15 protein-coding genes are annotated in these 19,107 nt (G+C 48.2%); 3 read left to right on the plus strand and 12 right to left on the minus strand.

Annotated features, from left to right (window positions below; all coding sequences use genetic code 11):
- Positions 1-12 precede the first annotated feature (12 nt).
- Both LOS15_RS06260 and LOS15_RS06265 read right to left on the minus strand, forming a co-directional pair.
- Entirely contained in the window at positions 13-1,023 is a 1,011-nt protein-coding gene (locus LOS15_RS06260; protein ID WP_263068899.1) for an ABC transporter permease, read from the minus strand.
- Between the two features lie 167 nt (positions 1,024-1,190).
- The gene (locus LOS15_RS06265; protein WP_263068901.1) at positions 1,191-2,129 is read right to left on the minus strand and encodes a sugar ABC transporter substrate-binding protein; all 939 of its coding nucleotides are present in this window, start codon (positions 2,127-2,129) and stop codon (positions 1,191-1,193) included.
- Between the two features lie 356 nt (positions 2,130-2,485).
- On the opposite strand from LOS15_RS06265, the gene LOS15_RS06270 reads away from it, so the two are divergent.
- The 3 genes from LOS15_RS06270 to LOS15_RS06280 all read left to right on the plus strand — a co-directional run bounded on the left by LOS15_RS06270 (position 2,486) and on the right by LOS15_RS06280 (position 6,534).
- Complete coding sequence (locus LOS15_RS06270) at positions 2,486-3,805, plus strand: acetamidase/formamidase family protein (RefSeq protein ID WP_263068903.1); 1,320 nt, start codon at positions 2,486-2,488, stop codon at positions 3,803-3,805.
- A 411-nt stretch (positions 3,806-4,216) separates the two neighbouring features.
- Positions 4,217-5,464 (plus strand): tyrosine-type recombinase/integrase, encoded by a 1,248-nt coding sequence (locus LOS15_RS06275; RefSeq protein ID WP_263068905.1) that lies wholly within the window; start codon positions 4,217-4,219, stop codon positions 5,462-5,464.
- Between the two features lie 44 nt (positions 5,465-5,508).
- The gene (locus tag LOS15_RS06280; RefSeq protein WP_263068908.1) at positions 5,509-6,534 is read left to right on the plus strand and encodes a hypothetical protein; all 1,026 of its coding nucleotides are present in this window, start codon (positions 5,509-5,511) and stop codon (positions 6,532-6,534) included.
- A gap of 99 nt (positions 6,535-6,633) precedes the next feature.
- Here the strand turns inward: LOS15_RS06280 and LOS15_RS06285 are convergent, their stop codons facing one another.
- The 10 genes from LOS15_RS06285 to LOS15_RS06330 all read right to left on the minus strand — a co-directional run bounded on the left by LOS15_RS06285 (position 6,634) and on the right by LOS15_RS06330 (position 19,101).
- Positions 6,634-7,119, minus strand: a complete 486-nt coding sequence (locus LOS15_RS06285; RefSeq protein WP_263068910.1) for a hypothetical protein — start codon at positions 7,117-7,119, stop codon at positions 6,634-6,636.
- 132 nt (positions 7,120-7,251) lie between these two features.
- Positions 7,252-7,872: a hypothetical protein gene (locus LOS15_RS06290; RefSeq protein ID WP_263068912.1), complete on the minus strand. Its 621-nt coding sequence runs from the start codon at positions 7,870-7,872 to the stop codon at positions 7,252-7,254.
- A 23-nt stretch (positions 7,873-7,895) separates the two neighbouring features.
- Complete coding sequence (locus LOS15_RS06295) at positions 7,896-8,459, minus strand: hypothetical protein (RefSeq protein ID WP_263068915.1); 564 nt, start codon at positions 8,457-8,459, stop codon at positions 7,896-7,898.
- 12 nt (positions 8,460-8,471) lie between these two features.
- Positions 8,472-9,434 carry a restriction endonuclease gene (locus LOS15_RS06300; RefSeq protein WP_263069648.1) on the minus strand — a complete coding sequence of 321 codons (963 nt, stop codon included), beginning with the start codon at positions 9,432-9,434 and terminating at the stop codon, positions 8,472-8,474.
- Positions 9,435-9,539: 105 nt separating this feature from the next.
- Complete coding sequence (locus LOS15_RS06305; protein WP_263068917.1) at positions 9,540-12,614, minus strand: type III restriction-modification system endonuclease; 3,075 nt, start codon at positions 12,612-12,614, stop codon at positions 9,540-9,542.
- Between the two features lie 106 nt (positions 12,615-12,720).
- Positions 12,721-14,403 carry an RNA-binding domain-containing protein gene (locus LOS15_RS06310; RefSeq protein WP_263068920.1) on the minus strand — a complete coding sequence of 561 codons (1,683 nt, stop codon included), beginning with the start codon at positions 14,401-14,403 and terminating at the stop codon, positions 12,721-12,723.
- 3 nt (positions 14,404-14,406) lie between these two features.
- Entirely contained in the window at positions 14,407-16,380 is a 1,974-nt protein-coding gene (locus LOS15_RS06315; RefSeq protein WP_263068921.1) for a site-specific DNA-methyltransferase, read from the minus strand.
- Positions 16,381-16,419: 39 nt separating this feature from the next.
- Positions 16,420-17,082 carry a DUF4391 domain-containing protein gene (locus tag LOS15_RS06320; protein WP_263068923.1) on the minus strand — a complete coding sequence of 221 codons (663 nt, stop codon included), beginning with the start codon at positions 17,080-17,082 and terminating at the stop codon, positions 16,420-16,422.
- Between the two features lie 8 nt (positions 17,083-17,090).
- On the minus strand, positions 17,091-17,690 hold the full coding sequence (locus tag LOS15_RS16985; RefSeq protein WP_411537597.1) for a retron system putative HNH endonuclease: 600 nt from the start codon (positions 17,688-17,690) through the stop codon (positions 17,091-17,093).
- Entirely contained in the window at positions 17,683-19,101 is a 1,419-nt protein-coding gene (locus LOS15_RS06330) for an AAA family ATPase (protein ID WP_263068926.1), read from the minus strand. The genes LOS15_RS16985 and LOS15_RS06330 overlap by 8 nt, the downstream gene beginning before the upstream one ends.
- Positions 19,102-19,107: the final 6 nt, after the last annotated feature.

A 19,107-nucleotide genomic window follows, 5' to 3' on the forward strand; every position in this document is an offset into this window, starting at 1 on the left:
CATTCCTCCGCGTTACGAGTGGGTCGTAAACAAGCGCTTGCGCTTGTTGGCGAGATCCAGCCATACGGCCAGAATGATAATTACCCAGGTCACGATCCACTGGATGTAGTAGGGATAACCCATCAACAGCAGGCCATTTTGGATAAAGCCCAGAATCAACACGCCAATCACCGTTTTCCAGATACTACCTGCACCGCCCAGCAAGCTCGTTCCGCCAAGGATGATGCCGGCCAACACCAGTAGCTCGTACCCCTGCCCTACATTGTTTTGCGAGCCCATTACCCGCGAGCCAAGCACCAGGGCGGCGCATGCGACGCAGAAAGCAGAAATTAGATAGGTGCTGAACACGCACCAGTTTTTACGAATACCCGAATAAACGGCCGCCATTGGATTACCGCCCACGGCAAAGATACGACGCCCATATCCGGTGTAAGACATGACTACTTGAATCAAGATAGCGAGCAGTCCAAACATCAGAACCGGGACCGCAATACCCCCCACAAACCCACGGCCGAAGAAGGCGAACCAGGTGTTCTCTTGATTGGCAATATCGACGTTCTGGCCGCCGCTATAAATCAGCACAAACCCTTGTATGGCTGACAGCATGGCCAACGTCACAATCAACGAGTTGAGTCGTAGAAAACCAATCAAAAACCCGTTGACGGCACCAATCATCAAGGTCAGCGCGAACATCAACAGAATGGCGTTAGTGGGCCCAATTTTGTCATGTAGATCAACCACAAGGACTGTCGAGAACGACAGCATGGAGCCGACGGAAAGGTCTAGGTTGCCGCCAATAATGACCACGGTGACACCCACCGCGATAATGCCAATAATGGATGCCTGGCGGACAACGGTCATAATGTTTGACTGAGAGAGGAACTGCTCAGAAAAAAACGAAAAAACGAACATGCCAATCAGGAAAAAAATGAGAATTCCCTGAGCCGATAAAAAACTCAGCACACCTGCTTTGCTAAGCCTTCCTAACGGCACTCCAACCTTTGTTTGTTCTGTGGAAGCCATGCTATTCACCTGTAAAAATCACCTAGGGAGGCAGCCTTGAATGTGACGATGCACGATGTTTGTCGTCACACTAGCGCCACCTCCCAGCGCAGGAAGCCTGCATTCAGGTTCGCACCCCTTCTGTATTGAGTTTTCGTACCATCAATACTGGGTAATACGCCCTATGCTCAGAAAACCGGACGATCAAACTCTTCAAGGTTCTCTGCGGTGATTTTCGGTGTTTCAAAGAAGTTCATTTTCGGAAGCTCTTCGCCAGCTAACACATCTAGTGCGGTTTGCAGCGCTGCTTCTGCATCATCCACCGGGGATTGGTAGATAGAGCCGTAATATTCACCGCGCTCAATAGCATCGTAGCCAACGGCGAAATTCGTGGCCCCAATAAAGATGATTCCATCTGCACGTCCAGCGCCTTTAGCGGCATTTAAAGCGCCTACGCCCATGTTGTCGTCGCCCGAATACACACCGTCGATACGGTCATATTTTGTTAGGAAATCTTCCATTACCCGCTGGGCGCGCTCACGGTTCCAGTTACCTGGCTGCGTTTCCAACAGTTCGACACCTGGGCAAGCTTCAGCCAAGCGATCCTCAAACCCACCTGCGCGCTCCATTGCCGTGGTGTAGCCGGGCTGGCCGGAAATCTGCACAATCTGACCCTCCCCGCCCAGGGCATCGCACATCATTTCAGCTGACGAAATACCTTGTTGAACGTTGTCGGGCCCTGAGAAAGCAGCGATAAAATCCAGGCCCGCATCGGCAATTTTAGAGTTAGTCACGATGACAGGAATGCCGGCACTATGAGCTTGGCGGATGGCAGGAATAACGGCTTGGCCGTTAGTTGGCCAAATTATGATGGCATCGACACGTTGCTGAATAAGATCCTGCATTTGACCGATTTGGCGAGCCACATCGCCACCCGCGTCCAACACCACGACATCGACATTCCCTTCACGCGCTGCCGCCGCTTCAAACGCACTCTCATACGTCGTCTGATAGCTATCGACACCGACATTGTTTTGCGTAATACCTATACGATAAGGGCCTTCGGCGTGCGCTGCTGCAATCGACATCAATGTGACCGATACAGCAATAGCGGTTTTATTGAACATTGTGTTTCTCCTAGCGTTTTTATTAATTGTTTTTGGCTTACAGACTCGTAAGGCTGTGTTCGGAGCTTACTGCCCGGCTTTGTTGAGGCACAACGTGACCGCACTATAGAAATGACCAATTTGGTTTTTTTCATGCGCTTCGCCTTGCATCCCAGCCGCCCAAGTCAACACCCGCTACGCTGGCACAAGACTCCAAGATTAAAACGCAGTCTCTCTAGACAGCTCTTGTACACACCACCCACTTTGGGTTAATAGTTAATAACCACGCTAACTTCCTATTGCTATACGGCGGGCAACACCGGTACGTACTTCACTTCATGACGCACTAATGCATTAAAAACAAGAGGATAATCCCCATGCAACATGATCAAAGCGCAACTCCTGTACGTAGAAGCGTTGTGGTTCAAGAGTTCACCAACAGCGTATTAGACCCTCATGCCCCGATGCTGGGACCGGTAGAGAATGGTGGCACCATCATCGCGAACACCGCCCCTGGTTGCTGGGGGCCGATGATTACGCCCCGTTTGCGCGGCGGACATGAAGTAACCACCCCGGTGTTTGTCGAGGGTGCCGAGGTGGGCGATGGCGTCGCGATACGGATACGCGAGATTACCGTCACCTCTATTGCGACGGCTTCCGGGCACGACAGCTCACCGGAAGGCTTTTGCCTTGGCGACCCCTACGTGGCAGCCCGCTGCCCTACCTGCGACACCGTGTGGCCTGAAACGCACATTGAGGGTATCGGGCAAGACGCGGTGAAATGTGATGTATGCAACAACCCCGTCAAACCCTTCGAGATTGTGCATGGCTATACGGTAACGTTTGACGACACGCGTACCGTTGGCCTCACCGTGCCTAGCGATGTCGCTGCCACGTTCGCAAAACGCGCCGACCACTATTCAGCGCTACCCGACGGCAGTAAGCAGCACTCGATTCTTAACTATGCGCCGTCTGATATGCCAGGCACACTCATTCGCACACGCCCCTTTATGGGCCAGCTAGGCACGTGCCCTTCCATGCCGATGCCGGATAGCCACAACGCCGGCGACTTTGGCGCTTTTCTAGTCGGCGCGCCCCATGAGTATGCGATTACGCCCGAGCAGCTATCGGAGCATAAAACCGATGGCCATATGGACATTGATGCGGTACGGGCAGGTGCCATTCTGATTGCGCCAGTGAAGGTGCCAGGTGCGGGTGTTTACATGGGCGATATGCACGCAGGCCAAGGCGATGGTGAAATTGCCGGGCACACCATGGACGTTGCCGGCAGCGTCACGCTGCAGGTAGAAGTGGTCAAACACTACCCGCTAGATGGCCCGGTACTCTTTCCCCTACTAGAAGATTTGCCACCGCTAGCCAAACCGTTCAGTGCCTCGGAAAAAGCCAAAGGGCAACGGCTTGCGGAAAAATGGGGCGTTGCTCATATCGAGCCGCTAGCGCCCATTTCAGTAGTCGGCACCGCCGCCAACCTGAACGACGCTATTGAAAACGGCCTGGAACGGGCAGCTAAGTTGCTGAAGGTAAGCGTCGCGGAGATTCGCAACCGAGCCACCGTTAACGGCGCCATTGAGATTGGCCGAGCACCGGGGGTTATCCAAGTAACGTTTTTAGCGCCGCTCGCGAAACTGGATGAGGTAGGGCTGGGGGATTATGCCAGGGAGCAATATGATTTGTAGGTTCATAAATGACATACATACCTGCTAATGGTTTTAAACGAGGTATCCGTGCAAACGTAACTTGCGGCGGCTGCCTACACACACTTTTCATCTCTCCCAGACACAATCTCAACACAGTGAAAGACCGGTGCATTTATAGAGGGCTTGCTAGGGAGGAAACGAAGGGCCTAGAAACGAAAAAAGCCCCTGACGAATCAGGGGCTTTTCGAGATAAGTGGCGGAGGGACAGTCCGTATACTGCATATCCCAAATAATCCACAGAAATCCAACAAACTATTGATTTATATAAAAACAAACTTCAAAACAGTCCAGTTTCATCCACGCAGATACCACATAAAACAGAGACCAAGTATGGGCTGGAGTATGGGCTGGGATATGGTACGCTAAAGACCTACTATGGGGATAGCGGCTATGGGCAAACTCACGACAAAAGGTGTTCAAAAGCTTGTCCGGGAATCAAACCCAGGCATGACCAATGATGGCGATGGGCTGTACCTCAAAATTGGTAAAGGTGGTGGTGCAAGCTGGATTTATCGCTTTCGCTGGAATAGCAAGTTACGTGACATGGGGCTTGGTAGTTACGCCGATATATCGCTATCAGAGGCAAGGGATTTAGCTTCTGAGCAACGCAAACTCGTCAAGCAAGGCATCGACCCACTGGCAGCACGTGAACAGAAAACTGATAAAGATGCAGGCCCTGTAACGTTCACTCACTGTGCAGCGCGTTACATTCAATCCCACCGCCGCAGCTGGCGAAATACCAAGCATGCGCGTCAGTGGGTAAGCACACTTAAAACATACGTGCGTCCGGTGATAGGAAGCCTCCCTGTAGAGGAGGTCACCACGCAGGACATATTGAAGATTTTAACGCCTATCTGGACGATCAAAAACGAGACCGCAAAGCGTGTACAAGGGCGCATTGAAAACGTACTAGATTTTGCAGCGGCCCATGAATATCGCGACCCGGTTAACCCTGCTCGATGGCGGGGCCATCTGGATAAGCTATTAGCTAAGCCATCGCGGGTGCAAAAAGTAAATCACCACCCTGCTATGCCTTACGATCAGGTAGCGGCGTTTATGAGCTCTATTCAGCACTACAGCAGCATGTCTTCGAAAGCATTGCAGTTTCTCATATTGACCGCCACACGCACGTCAGAAGTACTCAATGCTGAGTGGCATGAAATCGATATAGCAAAATCAACTTGGCAGATCCCTGCAGAACGTATGAAGGCGAATCGCGAGCACCGTGTACCTTTGTCTAAGCAGGCAATGGATCTGCTACTTAGCCTCCCACGAGTGAAAGGGAATAATCATATTTTTTCAGGAATGAAAGCGGGTCGCCCGCTTTCCAATATGTCTCTTCTGCAGTTCATGCGGGGGTTGGGTTACGGCCCAAGTGGTGAGAAAGGGAATTATGTACCGCATGGTTTTCGCTCAAGCTTCAGGGATTGGACAGGTGAAGTGACTAGCTACCCGCGTGATGTAGCTGAGATGGCACTTGCACATGCCATTGAAAACAAAGTGGAAGCCGCCTACCGGCGAGGCGATCTATTTGAAAAGCGTAGAGCAATGATGCAGGAATGGGCAGAGTACGTAGCACCGCAAGACACGGGAAATATATTTGGTTTAGATTTGACTGACCTAAAATCCAAGCGATAAGCTTTACTCAAATTTTAAGAGTATGTTCTTCAGAGCTACTTATCATGCCCATTTTTTACCAATCCGATGAGCCAATTTCCTCCGCAAAAAATGCCATGAGGGAGATTGGCTGCAGTTTAGAAGAATTAACAATTGCTTTCTGTGAATCAAAAGCATCCTTAATAGTAGTTCCCAGCACACCTTTTCATATTGGTGTGCGATTTCCTGGAAACTACCGAAAAGGTATTTTTGACCGTGCAGGTGAAAATCCGCTTACAATCGATATTGAAGATGCAGATGGCTTTACCCTCTCGCCTATTGATAGTGCAAAAGTTTTACGCATTCGCAACTGGAAGACTGTAACGCCTCAAAAAATAGCGTGGCTTACTCATAATTATCGCAGCGTGAATCTACATACCCCCTATAGTCTTTCGTTACAGCAAAGCCTACACGAAGGAGAGTGCCCTCCTCACTGTGTTTGCGGCATCGAAGACCGAAGAAATACTTATAAAAATCAAGTATTTTTCTTTAAGAACAAGCTACTACTGTCAACACAAGCAGACCTAAATAACTGTTACATTTTACAGTCGGATCTTGATCTAATTGCTAAAAAAGTTCATGAAAAAACAAAGCCTAATTTTGAAAATATTGGCGACTACCAAGTAAATGAATGGTCGAATAGCTTTATCATAGATATAAATGCAGCATGCCATCACCTAAAGAATATAACCCAAAAAAGCAATCATCATCTTTATAACACTAATGAAGAAGCGATAAAGGCTTGGTTCGGAGAAAGATGGAAAGGCAAGAAAGGTTTAACAGCAGCATGTTTAAGGCAAATTCACAAAATAGTAAAAAATGAAAACATAGGAATAGACTTAGATGCGCTAGGCATTTCTGAAGAAGAAATATCCCGCAACCAAAAAGGCGCAGCAGATATATTAATATTAATTGACATTGCAGCAGAAAGGCGCATGAAGAAGATGCGAGATTATCAGGGCTCAGAAAAATTTCATGATAAATTGATGAGCATTGGAGTAGAAACAGATGAATTGCGACAAGCAATATACAGTATTATAAAAGCAAAATGATTCATGTTCAGTTTGTCCATCGATTATTCCTGTAATTCAACAACGCCAGCAACATAATTCCTGACACTAGCTATTTGTGGTTGGTGTCGGCTATAGCGCTCACAGCCAACCTAACCATTTAACCATTCCGGCCACAACTACTGGGCCAGCGATACCACCAAACCAAATCATAACTTTTTTCAACAGCTCCCAGCGCCCAGCTTTGAAACCAGGATGGCCTTTGATGTAGAGTTTATTAACGTTTTCTCCCACATTAAATAAGTCTCGATACGTAGTATCTCCGATATTTGGATAAACGTAGTCATGACCTGGACCATATAGCTGATCTAGCTCTTCGCGCTCTTTAATCCGGAGTGCGTTTTTCTCGATTTCGCACGAGTTTTTCGTGCAAATAATTTCAACTGATCGCAAATTTTTTATTGAGATTATTTCGTTACTCTTAGATATAAAGTCATTTCCCTTTTCATAAGGCTTAATAAAACATTTCACTAATTCGCTATGAGTCAAATCAATAAACAATGTACGCCGGTGAATTAAAACCTCTTCAGCTTCACCAACTTCACCAAAAACGTGATAAAAACTCATAATTTTTAGATCCATATGCGAATTGAAAAAAATAAACTACTATTTTCAATTCGACTCGGGCTCACCTATACCCTTCAAATAGTTGAAAGTTAAGCTTCACCAGCAGCCTTACTCTTTAATAAAAAAATCTTATTAATAATCATGTAAAATAGCAGGTAACGCAGCACGATCTACATCATCATTTACATTTAAGGAGAGGCACATCAAGCCTCTAGCAGTATTTGATAAATCTTCCCACATCGCCGATAAATTCAATGATATCTGGTTTAAAGCTCTATATAGCGGGTCTTCAGGCTGCAGCGCTTCATAAATAACATGTTCAAGCTCTTCAAGTTCTGAAGGCATTTCGAAACTATCATCAATCGAATCAATCAAATCTTCCATATCAATCAGCGCTGTCTCTAAAACTTCACGCTCTTCTTGCATCCAGCGTTTAAAATTTTCTTCAGTCATTTCAAATTCTTGTTTCAACCCTCGTGGTACATCTTTAAGCCCGCCTACTTGGCGCCTTTCAGGATTTAAGCGCACTGTTAGAGAAAATCTTTCAATATCGCTAAAAACGTCGCCTTCGGGAAGCAAACCCGCTGTTTCATTTATATCATGAGCGGATTGCACAAGCTCACTAATATCCTCCAGCTTGCCGACAAGTGTGGTTCTATTGAGAAGAGCTTCCCAAAACAACAATAGCTCTTCAAAAACAGCATATTCCTTCAAGTATTCCGATGCTTTTTGATCAATGTTGTAGTGCGCCATGAATGTCTCATCCTTGTTTTTTTTTAACTCATTGCCCGAATAAGACGTTTTCTTATTCTTAAATCGCCTGCCTGCATGGCCATCACTGGCTGATCCCACCACTCCATGAATAGCCGGTGTGGTCGATCTATTTCCACCATTGCGAGTAAGTCCAGCATAATAGCAGTTTGTGCAAGCGGACTAGCTTTTGCGTAATGGGACACTTTGATAGCGAAGTCAGTGCTGTCGTTACCGGTATAGATATCACTTCCAGGGCTCGCTTGCCTCAAAAAATCATACACATCAGTCCCAAAAGACTGCTTTGCAAGCTCAAAATTCTGGCCGGTAGACTCAAATAAACAAATCAAGCCTGCTAATGCACCCAATCCTGCTGGAAGATCCTCTTGCGCAGCAATTTCCCCGGCTTTATTCCCTCGCTCAGAATCGTAGCGCTCATCTGGCGGAGTCATTTCAAACATAAACCCAGATTTAGCCTCTATTTTGGCCAGCGCATAAGCTATGCTGTTAAAGCTTTCTGTACCTGCTGCAATATCACTAACAAGCACATTCAATTCAATCCGTTCAGCTTGCTTGCCCCATATTTTCATTATAGGCCTTTTCTATACCAGCACTGGTGCATCAGAAAGCCCCAGGCGGCTTCTGGTCGTTATCTTCAAGTGATGAGCTTGCTCAAAGAGCCAATCAACAAACTCCGCCCCATCCATCACCTGCACATCATGGCTTTCTGCATAAGTCTTTGTTTGCTCCTCAATGAGAGCAGAGGTGATGAGCCAGCGCTGTGCGCCCTCTTCTTCGATGGCCGCTAGCTGCTTAATTCCATGGGCATCTGTTGTGCCCTGGTGGTGCTTAACCTGAAGCAAGAGCTTTGTCTGGATGAAACGATCTTGCCGATACGCTTCAATATCAGCATCCGCTATACCTGCATAGTGACGCTTACTCGGGCGATGAACGCTATAACCCTCTAACTCCAATAGCTCCATAACCAACCGCTCAAAGCCCTCTCCACCGCTTGCTAAGTAGGTACCTCCCTTTTGAATACGCTTGAGTAGTTCGCTTTTTGCCTCAGCTACTAAATCATTGTTTTGTGCTTCGTAGTGGCTGCTAATGCTGCTATGCCCACCCTTTTCGAGCGTAGAATAGAGACGCTCTAGCTCATCGGAGAACTCGTCCAGTGGTGCAATCGCCATGCGGATTTTTAGACGAGTTTCGAGTGCATTGGAAAGATCGTTCCGAGGAACACGCTTTAAGCTTCCGTCCGGGTTGCGCAGAAACTCTGCACCAATGCGATTTTCACCATAACCTACGTCCTGGCAAAAAATTTTTTGGCCTGTTGCGCGTGCAAGCAATATCGCTCGGTTAACAGGGACAATGATAAGATCGCCTGGTTGAATATTAAAAAACCGGCGGATTTGGTTCTCCTTGCGACCAATATCAATTGTGCGCTCGCGAAAAGCGCCTATAAGCTCATCAGCGCTGGCATAGTCAGAGAAATTCATATTTGACCAGCCGTAGCCTATCTGATGCAGATCGCTCAAGGCCGCAGGGCTGCGTACTAAAAGCACTCGACTCAAATCACTCCTCCTATTTCACCAAACAAGCAAACCAGCTATTTATCAGTAGCTTAGAATGAAATCCACCTAACTTACGAAACGGATATTACCTAAAAATCACCGTACTAAATCCAACAGCTTATCGTAGGAATCCACCACATCGTATTTCACCTGGGCGGTGGCAATAGTATCGAAGAACTCTGTCGCGCATTTGATCTTGGCTTCTTCCACCTTGCGTAATTCCATAGACGACATGCTGCCTTTGGTCTCTGCAATGAAGTAGACGTGCTTGACATCATTTTCATGAAAGGCAATCGCCCAGTCTGGATTGTAATTGCCCACCGGGGTCGGGATGAAGAAACTCTTAGGCAGCTTGGCGTATACCACGACCTCTTTGCGCGTCTCCATATCTTCCACAAAGTCACGCTCAATGCCGGAGTCAGTGACCACGTAATCGTAAATATGCCGTTTGGCTTTGTAAGCGGTGTCCAGCCGGTTTTCAGGCTTCTCAATGGTGAAGATGTCTTGGCTATGAGTCTCGTTAATCGGGTCGTAGCTGATGTGCTCGACCACCATGGTCGCCTTCTGCTCATTGATAAGGCGCACGGCCTGCATCATGAAGTCTTCAGGGTTCATGGCATACTGCTTGAAGGTACTCGCCTGAACCTTAGAAAGCATCGCAGCAATGGTGCGGCGCGTTAGCTTTGTACCATCGGCTAAGCGACCGATCAGGTCATAGGTCACCGCTGAATGCACTGAGCCTTGGTATTTCTGGTTATCCCTTTCTTTGACCGTAAAACCTTCGCCGCGCTTAAGGTCTTCATAGCTGGCATCCACATTCTGCTCGCCACGCTCAATTTTGTATTCAAGGCGCTTCACCTGAAGCTTTAAATCCAGATAACCGACGCATTTTTGAATCAGCTCATCCGAGTCAAAGCGCACTGAATATGCCGCTTTGCGATTTATCTTCTCCCACAGCGCCTGAAACTCCTGCTTGTGGAAATTATCGTTCAGAGGATTGAGCTTGGTGCGACGGCCATCGTCGATGTGCGGCAATTGAGCATTGCTGTAAACGCTATCGATCAGCTGACCAATTTGTGCCTCATAAGGCTTCAGTGAGTCAGGCAGCTCCGCCAGTGCGCCCTTTTCTTTGGCCTGGTGATAAGTATCGGTGATGTGGTCATCGTTATCGGTATAATCATGCTTGAGCAAGTAACGATATATATCCTTCGCCATGGCAGCCGTTACTTCGGTCTCTTCACCGGCATCGTTCACCAGTAGCTTGCCCTTGAAGTAATCCTCATCGGCCTTACGGGGCCGTTCAGAAAGGTTATCGTGAATATCTTTCTGCAGCGCGGTAACGAAATCTTTGTAGCTTTCGCTGGCTATCACGGTTAGACCGTTGATGTCGTGGACGGTCATGGGGTCATCCATCCGCTCACCCAGCTGATTAACCGCCAAGCGCAGCCCGCGTCCGACTTCTTGACGGCGTGAGATGGTGTTATCGCTGTGCTTTAACGTGCAGATAACAAAGACGTTCGGATTGTCCCACCCTTCTCGCAGCGCTGAATGCGAGAAAATAAAGCGCGTTGGCTCCTTGAAGGAAAGCAGCCGCTCTTTGTCTTTCAGAATAAGGTCATAAGCGTCTACATCTTGAGAAACCGGTGATTTAGAGCCCGTCTCAGGATCTTTAGTAAGCTTCAAAGCACCATCAACTAGCCGCTTGGACTTCTTGTCGATAGAGAAGTAGCCGTTGTGGGTTTTCTCGGTGGCAATTCCCTTCAGATAGCGATGGTAGTCACTATCTTCCAGCGTCATCACCTCGTTGAGTTCGCGGTTGTACTCCTCTTCAAACATTTGAGCGTACTCACCGGCCACCTCGCCACTCTCGTCATACTGGCGGTACTTGGCCACTTCATCGATAAAGAACAGCGTTAAGACCTTGATGCCTTGAGAAAATAGCTGCTGCTCTTTTTTGAAATGGGCTTTGATCGCTTCACGAATCTGTATCTGCCGCAGTACTTTTTCAGAGATATCAGCGGTGATATCGCCCACCGTCAGCTCAACGCCATTTTTAAAGCTTAGCTGGTCAACCCTGGCATCAATGTCAGAGACCACAAAGCCCTGGTACTGGGCTAACCCACCTGATAACTCATAGACATTGTCGCCCTGCCTGAGTTTGCGACGCTTACGCCGAATACCGCTTGCCCCTTTTTCTTCGTACTCCACTACCGCAACGGGTGGTTTGCTGCGGGAGGTTTCGATATTTTCAAGGTACAGATAGGCATCCGTGCCGGTTAAGCCACGGGTAGTGATGCCATGCACTGATATTTTTTTAACCAGTTTTTGGTTGTAAGCATCCAGCGCATCCAGCCGGTGGATTTTGTTGTAGGTCGTTTTGTGTGTGGCTGAGTAGCGCACGATAAACAGAGGGTTAAACTCGCTCAGTGAGCCAAGCGTTTTGCCGCCCTCCATCTTTTGCGGTTCATCAAGGAATAGAATGGGCCGATTAGCCTTGATGACGTCAATAGGCCGACGAGACTGAAAATCATCTAGCTCATTGTAAATTCGCCGATTATCTTCACTTCGGGAGTTAAACGCCTGGACGTTTATGACCATCACGTTAATGCCCGCATTTGAGGAAAAATCCTCTATTTGGTGCAGCTGCTTCGAGTTGTAGATAAAAAATCGTGCTTTCTTGCCATAGGCTTCTTGGAAGTGGTCTGCCGTGATTTGCAGCGACTTATATACACCCTCGCGGATGGCAATACTGGGTACGACAATGATGAACTTACCCCAGCCGTACTTTTCGTACAGCTCGAACATGCTCTTCAGGTAAACGTAGGTTTTGCCAGTACCGGTCTCCATCTCAACATCAAGGTTAATGGAACAACCAGTTTTATCATCCTTGGCCAGCGCATCTGAAACGGGCAAATTCTGGCGCTGCTGTACCGCCTTTATATTGCCCAATAGCTCCATCTCAGAAAGCTCAATATCTGCATTTCGAAAGCCTGCATCAGCCGCTTCAGGCGACGCATAAAGGTCACGCTGCATAGGGGTAGAAAGCTTGCTCACCCTGCCTGGGTCGATCTGGTACGTTACCCCACGGCTTGGCGGCTGGCCTTTGAAGCAGGCTACTACGGAGTCAACGGCTCGGGTCTGATACGCCTGGGTTTTAAATTGGAGCTTCATAGCCATCCTAACGCTTTCTCTCTGCAAGCTCTCTGCAACTATCTTTTGCAGAGAGACATAAACATCTGATTTTATTTACCTAATCACCGGCTTTCAGAGCAGCTCTCTATGCATCTCTTTGAAAGCTCTCTGCAAGATGCCAACACGGTGCGGTATCAGAGCCCCTATTCACAATCACACCACGTCGCCTTAGCTTGGTCAGTAGGCTACTGACTTTGTTGTACTTTTGCTTGTCACTTAGCCCATCACTTAACTTATCCATCAGTAGCTCATTGATGTCTGCCCGATTCGCCTGACCAAACTTTTGCAAGTAATCTGTCAGCAGTTTTGCATAAAACTCATCATCCTGAGCACGGGTTTTGATGTATCCCGCTTTTTTTGATATTGCTCCAGCCACCTGAGCCGACACATAAAAATTAGGCTTTCGCCCCTCAATGAGACCTGCACGCTTCAAGCGCGTCACGGCATCATCGGCAACAGGTAGCTTTTTCTGCACGCGATCAAGTGCCAACACGTCTACCAGCGAAAGGTCAGTCTTCTGGATCAGCAAGCGGCTATATGCTGCGTCCACAACGCTGCCGTACAGCTGCAGCCTGACGGCTCCCAGTTCGCTCAAGTCGTAATCGGGCAGTGGTAAATACCGCTTCACCTGACGGGCATACATATCGTGAATACCGTAGCCCATGGTATCGATCATATTGAGCTCGGCCATGGCCTGCGTCAGGAAGGGGTTTCGATAGCGCCTTGGCACTCGATGCCCTTCTAGGTAATCACTTGGCTGCCCATCGAAAAAGCTACCTTCGTTTTCAAACACCAAGCGATCTGTCCGCTCAACCACCACAACACGTGCATTGCGGGTGTAATCCTGATGGGCGATGCAGTTGTGCAACGCTTCAAGCACGATTTTTTGGTCGTACTTAGAGACTTCGATAGGCAGCAGTTCGTCTTGCGGTAATAGCCGCAGTTGGATATTACGAATGCGTTGATATAGCTGCGTGGTCGTGAGCAGAAACGGGGGAGAGAAATGTTCGTAAGCCCGCTCCGGCCCTTCCAGCTTCCAGGTCAACTGCGCGGGATGCGGTGTAAGCAGTGGCGCGGCTTCTTCGTTACCCACCAACAACAGCGCGGCTCGGGTTATTTTGCCGTCTACTGTTAACTTGGCACGATCTAAAAAAGTCGCCAGTGGCCATCCCATAACCTCATCATGTTCGAAGCGGTTAGCGTATTTCTTTGCGAATGATTCTCTGGCTTTATCGACAGCAGCTGTGTCCAGGTGGTCGAGCGTTGCGTTCGGCACCAACTGGGCAGTCCAATCCGTAGTGTCTGTCTGGCGGCGAATCGTATCCAGCTTATCCAGGCCCAGGTTTGTTAGGCTTTCTCCGGCACGAGCATAATAGTGGCCTTGCCAAGCAATTGGCATTCCCATTGGGGCAGCTGGTATTTCAAACAGTACGACACGCCCTTCTGGCGTTGCCAACTCGTGAATAGCGCGGAAGGTAATGCTAGGCTCAGTGCCGTCTGCGATCTGCATCTTGAGTTTCTCAAGCTCACCGGCACCTTGGCGGTATTCTGATCCAACAACTGCGCGCGTCTTGTCATCAACGCCAAAAATCAACCAAGCGTTGTCGCTATCGTTCAAATTCGCGGCGTTAGCAAGGGCTGAGAAGTACTTACCCAAGTCTGACGTGGAGAACCCTGATACTCCGCGTTTAAACTCGACAATCTCCCCTTCCCATCGCTCAATAAGCTCGTACAGCTGTGCTTTGAGTGCCTGTTCGTCCATTGCCATGAGTTAAATCACCTTCACTTCACTAGTGGGCGATTTCTGGGCAAATATCTGTTCAACATTGATTTTGACGCTGTCGTTAGCAAAGCCAGCATCGCGGAACACGGCACGTAGCGGCTCATACTCGGCCAGCTGCTTGACGAAGGCCTCATCGATATCAAGATCAAAGCAGGCGGCTAGCGCCATGTGCTTGTCGCTACCATCCACGAAGTAAACCGTTTTACCCGCAATGTTTCTTTGCGCTATCGGAAGGCTGAGATCAACGCCCCAGTCTAGTAACACCTGAAACAGCAGATCTTCAGGGTTTCGGTCTTGGCGGATATTATCAATAGCTTGATTAAGAATATCCTGGCTAAATACTCCAGGGTTGTAATAAACGTCTGAGAAACATGATACGTCCAGCTTCAGCACACGAAAACCATAATCTTCGAAATTAACATTTCGACGAACATTGTCAGCTAACTTTTTTCCGACACGCCGAATCCTTTCTTTACTAATCATGTCAATAGACAGAAGACCTTTTTTATACGCTTCACTAGAAGGTGCACATGGCTCAGGCAACTGCACCATGATGAACGGCCTATTTTTAGAATCCTTTTTGTTTAAATCCATTAAAGCATGAGCGCTAGAAGAAGAGCCTGCAAAAAAATCTAAAAAGACATCACCGTCTTCTTCCATAGTCAGGGATAATAACCGCTGCAATAGCTTAACAGGCTTAGGGTTTTCAAATAGGGTTTTATATTCCGGAAAAAGCTCTCTAACATCATATGCTCCAGACCTACCGTCTAGCTCTATGACGCTAGAAAGCTTTTCCTTATAGTCATGCGCATAAGCTTTTAACTCAATAAGCTTATTGTGATCATCACCAAAGATTATCCTATCTTCTTCTAAAAGCCGATTCATTGTTTCTTTGGGAAACCTATACCCCATTAATGGTTCAACGCAGGCTTCACCAGTCTTAGGGTGAAGGACATCGTAACGGTACCCTTCTTTGCCGGGGTTATGCACTCCACGTATACCTGCATATACGCCACCTTGGTCTATATATTTATAACCATCAAGCGGCCACAGCTGCGACTTATGTTTCTTAAACCACTCCTTATAAGCTTCTCTTAAAGCACCCTCATCTTTATAAATATCATTCAATTCTTTACCTTTACTAACTATAACCTCTTTAATATCTGTAACTGCAGACTTCCACACAGGGTTTAAATATTGACGATTTTTACAGCAAGCCAATATGTACTCATGCTCAACAGCTATATTTGAAGGATTATTATCTGTTGCGTTCTTCCAAATGATCCTACCCAGCAAGTTATCCTCACCAAAAATCTCAGAACACATGCGTTCTAAATTAGCAATCTCATTATCATCTATTGATATAAAAACCACTCCATTATCTCTCAATAGATTTCTTGCCAGCTTTAGCCTTGGGTAGATCATCGACAACCAATTCGAGTGCTTTTTCCCCTGAGCTTCAGATGAACTAACTAAACCTTCACCATAATCACCTCGTTGATTAGACTTAGTCATGTAGTCTTCAAATGTATCTGAAAATCGATCTTTATATATGAAATCTTTTCCCGTATTGTAAGGAGGGTCTATATAAATGACCTTTATTTTTCCTAGATATGATTCCTGAAGTAATTTTAATGCCTCTAGGTTATCACCCTCGATAAACAAGTTTTTTGTGCTGTCAAAATCAACACTTTCTTCCCGGCAAGGGCGCAGCGTTTTAGCAATCGGCGCATTAGCCGCCAGCAAGGCGTCACGCTTGCCGGGCCAATTGAGGTGGTAACGTTCTTGTGGGCCTTCAACAATATGGTCGGAAAGCTCCTGGCGCAGCTGATCGAAGTCGATTGCTTGCTTTACCTTGCCATGCTCATCACGCGCTTCCGTCACGCAGCTAGGGAAGAGTTCTGCCAGCTTGGCGATGTTGCCCTCTGTTAGGTTGGGCGAGTGCATTTTGAGCTTATCCATGGTGCTTTCTTTCTCCTGGCCTGCTAGGCGCTTCTGCCTCTAGCGGGCAATATAGTCGGCAATTTTTTCTCGAATTCCGCGAAGCTCGGCATTCAGCTCAACTTTGCGGTTAAATTGTTTCGTGTTGCGTAACCGTTTCTCTAATTTCTCAGCCTGCTTTTCTAAGGTGCTGGCAGCACTGAAGCGTGATAGCTGCTCTTCCAAACGCTCGCCATCTCGCTTGGGCGTGGGTATCAGCTTACTCAGCCACTGGTGGTACAGTGCCTGCAGATGGATAGCGGGAGGTAGCGGATGGCGCTCTGTATTCTCTGCATGCCAACCGCTGCTGAGATAGCTTTCGTCTGTGACCCATTTGTTGGCATCTGCCTGGCTTGGGCGTTTATAAGCCGCTTTAACACACACGCCGCTTGGCCCTTTCAGCTCAAATACAATGGGAAACGGGATAGCGTGGTCAATGGCGCTCAACACATCGTCGTGGAGTGCTTCACCTTTCAGGGTGACCACAAACACCTGTAGCTCGGGCACATCCTTCGTGCCGGGTAAATTCAGAGTGCTAGGGGCTATTTTGGCATGCCAAGTGATTTGCTCTACTTCATCACGAAAACGCTCACGCAGCTTGTTGCTTCCCTTGGTGTGAGCAAGCACCTTCTGCTTGGCTACCACGCGGTCTAAGCGGGTTTTATCTGGGTAGTGATAGAACATGACTGACGTTACCGGAGCAGTGTGGCGAGTAGGTATCGATACGGCGCACTGTCAATGAACTGGTCTATCACTTCTGGGTGAGCTTTCGCCACTACCTCAAATTGTTCAATCCATTTTTTTCTGTCACGTACAAGCTCAGCGTGCCTGTTTAACCCCAGCATATCGCGGGTTTGCGTCACTTTGTGTCGCTGTGCCCGGCTCAATCCCGTCAGTGGTTGGATAGAACCGTCTTCGGTGCTTAGGGTCCAGTGATCATTGCAGCCCGGCCCTGGTGGTATGGGTAACACCTTTGCTTGTTTACTATGCCCACAGGTGTTGTTTGTGGAACAGCTATGAGCAAAGTTGGTGTACACGAAGCAGAGCGTTGGTTGAGCATTTGGCCCACCTTTGGGCACTATATGCTCAATATGCCCTTCCTCGTCGCTCAACCAAGCCTCGCAGTAAACGCAGCGCCCTTCCTGCAAAAGGTTAAGGGCCGAGCGTATTTCGTACTTAATAGCCTGAAACTGCTGATTCTCGTTAAAGTCTATTACCTGCAAGCCAGGGTGCTGCTGCTTGAACGCTGTCAGGACGGGCGGTTCTGTGCTGCCATGCTGTAGTTCAACCATCGTTACGGCTCTTTTTCAGGTCTGCCAAAAAGCGCCAAGTGTGAAGCTCTGCTTCAGTAAATTCGTAGCCCATGGCCGTTAGGGTTTGCATAGCTTGCTGCGCTTCTGGCGTTTGCTCTTTGCCTGCACGAATCAACTGCTCGGTTTCCGCCACCAGTTCTTCAATGTTGTCTATGGCGGGAGTGGGCGTTACCCCCATGACATAAGAGAGCGCATCCCCTGACGAATGCCCTAACGGGCTGAAGTCTGGCATCACGACATCAAACTGGCCGTCCTCTTCGTGAATCACGCGCAGATTTTCCCGCGCCACGGTTGTGATCACTTGGGGGCTATGGGTAGTCACCACAAATTGAATAGAGGGAAACGATGTTTGTAATGCCTGCAAAATCCGCTGTTGCCAGCGAGGATGCAGGTGCATATCTACTTCATCAATCAACACAACGCCGGTTGTTTTCGACGGAGCCTCTGACCCTAGATGGGGGTTCAGGCGAATACAGCGGTAGGCTAAGTCTCCTACCATTGCCAAAACACTACGTATGCCGTCGCTTAGCTGATCGACTGATAAGTAACCTGCATTATCGTGGTTGAGAATCAGGGTTTCGCCATCTTCCAGGCTATATTCGAGAGTATGCCAACCGGTGGTCGGCTTAAGAATAGCGTCGATAGCATGCTGGACGGCTTCAATGCGCTCATGGGCGCGTATTCGGTCAGCTGATGTTGCTGACTTACGCTCGTTCGTATTGGTACGGCTTTTCCAAGCCCAGATAAACCAGTCACGAAAATATTTGAACGACGAGGCCGGGTCCATACAGTGTCGGTAGGCAAATGTGCGCACGTAGAAGTCATCTTTCTCAGACTGCTTTTCTGAGCGACGATCTGCTTCTGATAGTAGGCGCTTTTGCATCCACAAACGGCCGGTGCCGTAATAACCAAAAACGGGTAAGGGAGAAGCATCTTCTGGCTTGCGCACGGTTTCCTGTAGCGCTTTGGCCCACTTCTCCAACTGTTTGGTATCGCCATCACCCCGTGTTTTGGTGCGACTAGCTTCACTTTCACGAAAACGATGCCAGTGTGACGCTGGCATGGTGTTGCCGCACTCAACGGAACAGAGCTCGTCCCAATCGGCTTCCATTTCGATAATGGTGGGCAACTGGCGCTTCATCCCCACGCTGCTCTCCATCACACGGCGCACGTCTGCGACTGCAATACCGTTTTGCGGGTCGCTGTATCCTGAAGCTTTCGCTAGATCAAAACTGCTGATGAAGGGCCAAAGGCCAACGCGTATCGCATCTAGCAGGGTGGATTTTCCCTGGCCGTTCTCTGCCACAATTACCGTCATTTGGGGGTGCAAAGACAGGCTCACTGACTCAAAGCAGCGATAGTTCCTGACATCAACTTTGTTCAGCTTCATCCTTCC

The organism is Halomonas sp. 7T, assembly GCF_025643255.1.
GTDB lineage: Bacteria > Pseudomonadota > Gammaproteobacteria > Pseudomonadales > Halomonadaceae > Vreelandella.

Bases quoted from the DNA above. Each gene is read 5' to 3' on its own strand.
- LOS15_RS06330 (WP_263068926.1), bottom strand. From the start codon at position 19,101: ATGAAGCTGAACAAAGTTGATGTCAGGAACTATCGCTGCTTTGAGTCA.
- LOS15_RS06275 (WP_263068905.1), top strand. From the start codon at position 4,217: ATGGGCAAACTCACGACAAAAGGTGTTCAAAAGCTTGTCCGGGAATCA.
- LOS15_RS06270 (WP_263068903.1), top strand. From the start codon at position 2,486: ATGCAACATGATCAAAGCGCAACTCCTGTACGTAGAAGCGTTGTGGTT.
- LOS15_RS06295 (WP_263068915.1), bottom strand. From the start codon at position 8,459: ATGAAAATATGGGGCAAGCAAGCTGAACGGATTGAATTGAATGTGCTT.
- LOS15_RS16985 (WP_411537597.1), bottom strand. From the start codon at position 17,690: ATGGTTGAACTACAGCATGGCAGCACAGAACCGCCCGTCCTGACAGCG.
- LOS15_RS06320 (WP_263068923.1), bottom strand. From the start codon at position 17,082: ATGTTCTATCACTACCCAGATAAAACCCGCTTAGACCGCGTGGTAGCC.
- LOS15_RS06315 (WP_263068921.1), bottom strand. From the start codon at position 16,380: ATGGATAAGCTCAAAATGCACTCGCCCAACCTAACAGAGGGCAACATC.
- LOS15_RS06285 (WP_263068910.1), bottom strand. From the start codon at position 7,119: ATGAGTTTTTATCACGTTTTTGGTGAAGTTGGTGAAGCTGAAGAGGTT.
- LOS15_RS06265 (WP_263068901.1), bottom strand. From the start codon at position 2,129: ATGTTCAATAAAACCGCTATTGCTGTATCGGTCACATTGATGTCGATT.
- LOS15_RS06305 (WP_263068917.1), bottom strand. From the start codon at position 12,614: ATGAAGCTCCAATTTAAAACCCAGGCGTATCAGACCCGAGCCGTTGAC.
- LOS15_RS06280 (WP_263068908.1), top strand. From the start codon at position 5,509: ATGCCCATTTTTTACCAATCCGATGAGCCAATTTCCTCCGCAAAAAAT.
- LOS15_RS06290 (WP_263068912.1), bottom strand. From the start codon at position 7,872: ATGGCGCACTACAACATTGATCAAAAAGCATCGGAATACTTGAAGGAA.
- LOS15_RS06310 (WP_263068920.1), bottom strand. From the start codon at position 14,403: ATGGCAATGGACGAACAGGCACTCAAAGCACAGCTGTACGAGCTTATT.
- LOS15_RS06260 (WP_263068899.1), bottom strand. From the start codon at position 1,023: ATGGCTTCCACAGAACAAACAAAGGTTGGAGTGCCGTTAGGAAGGCTT.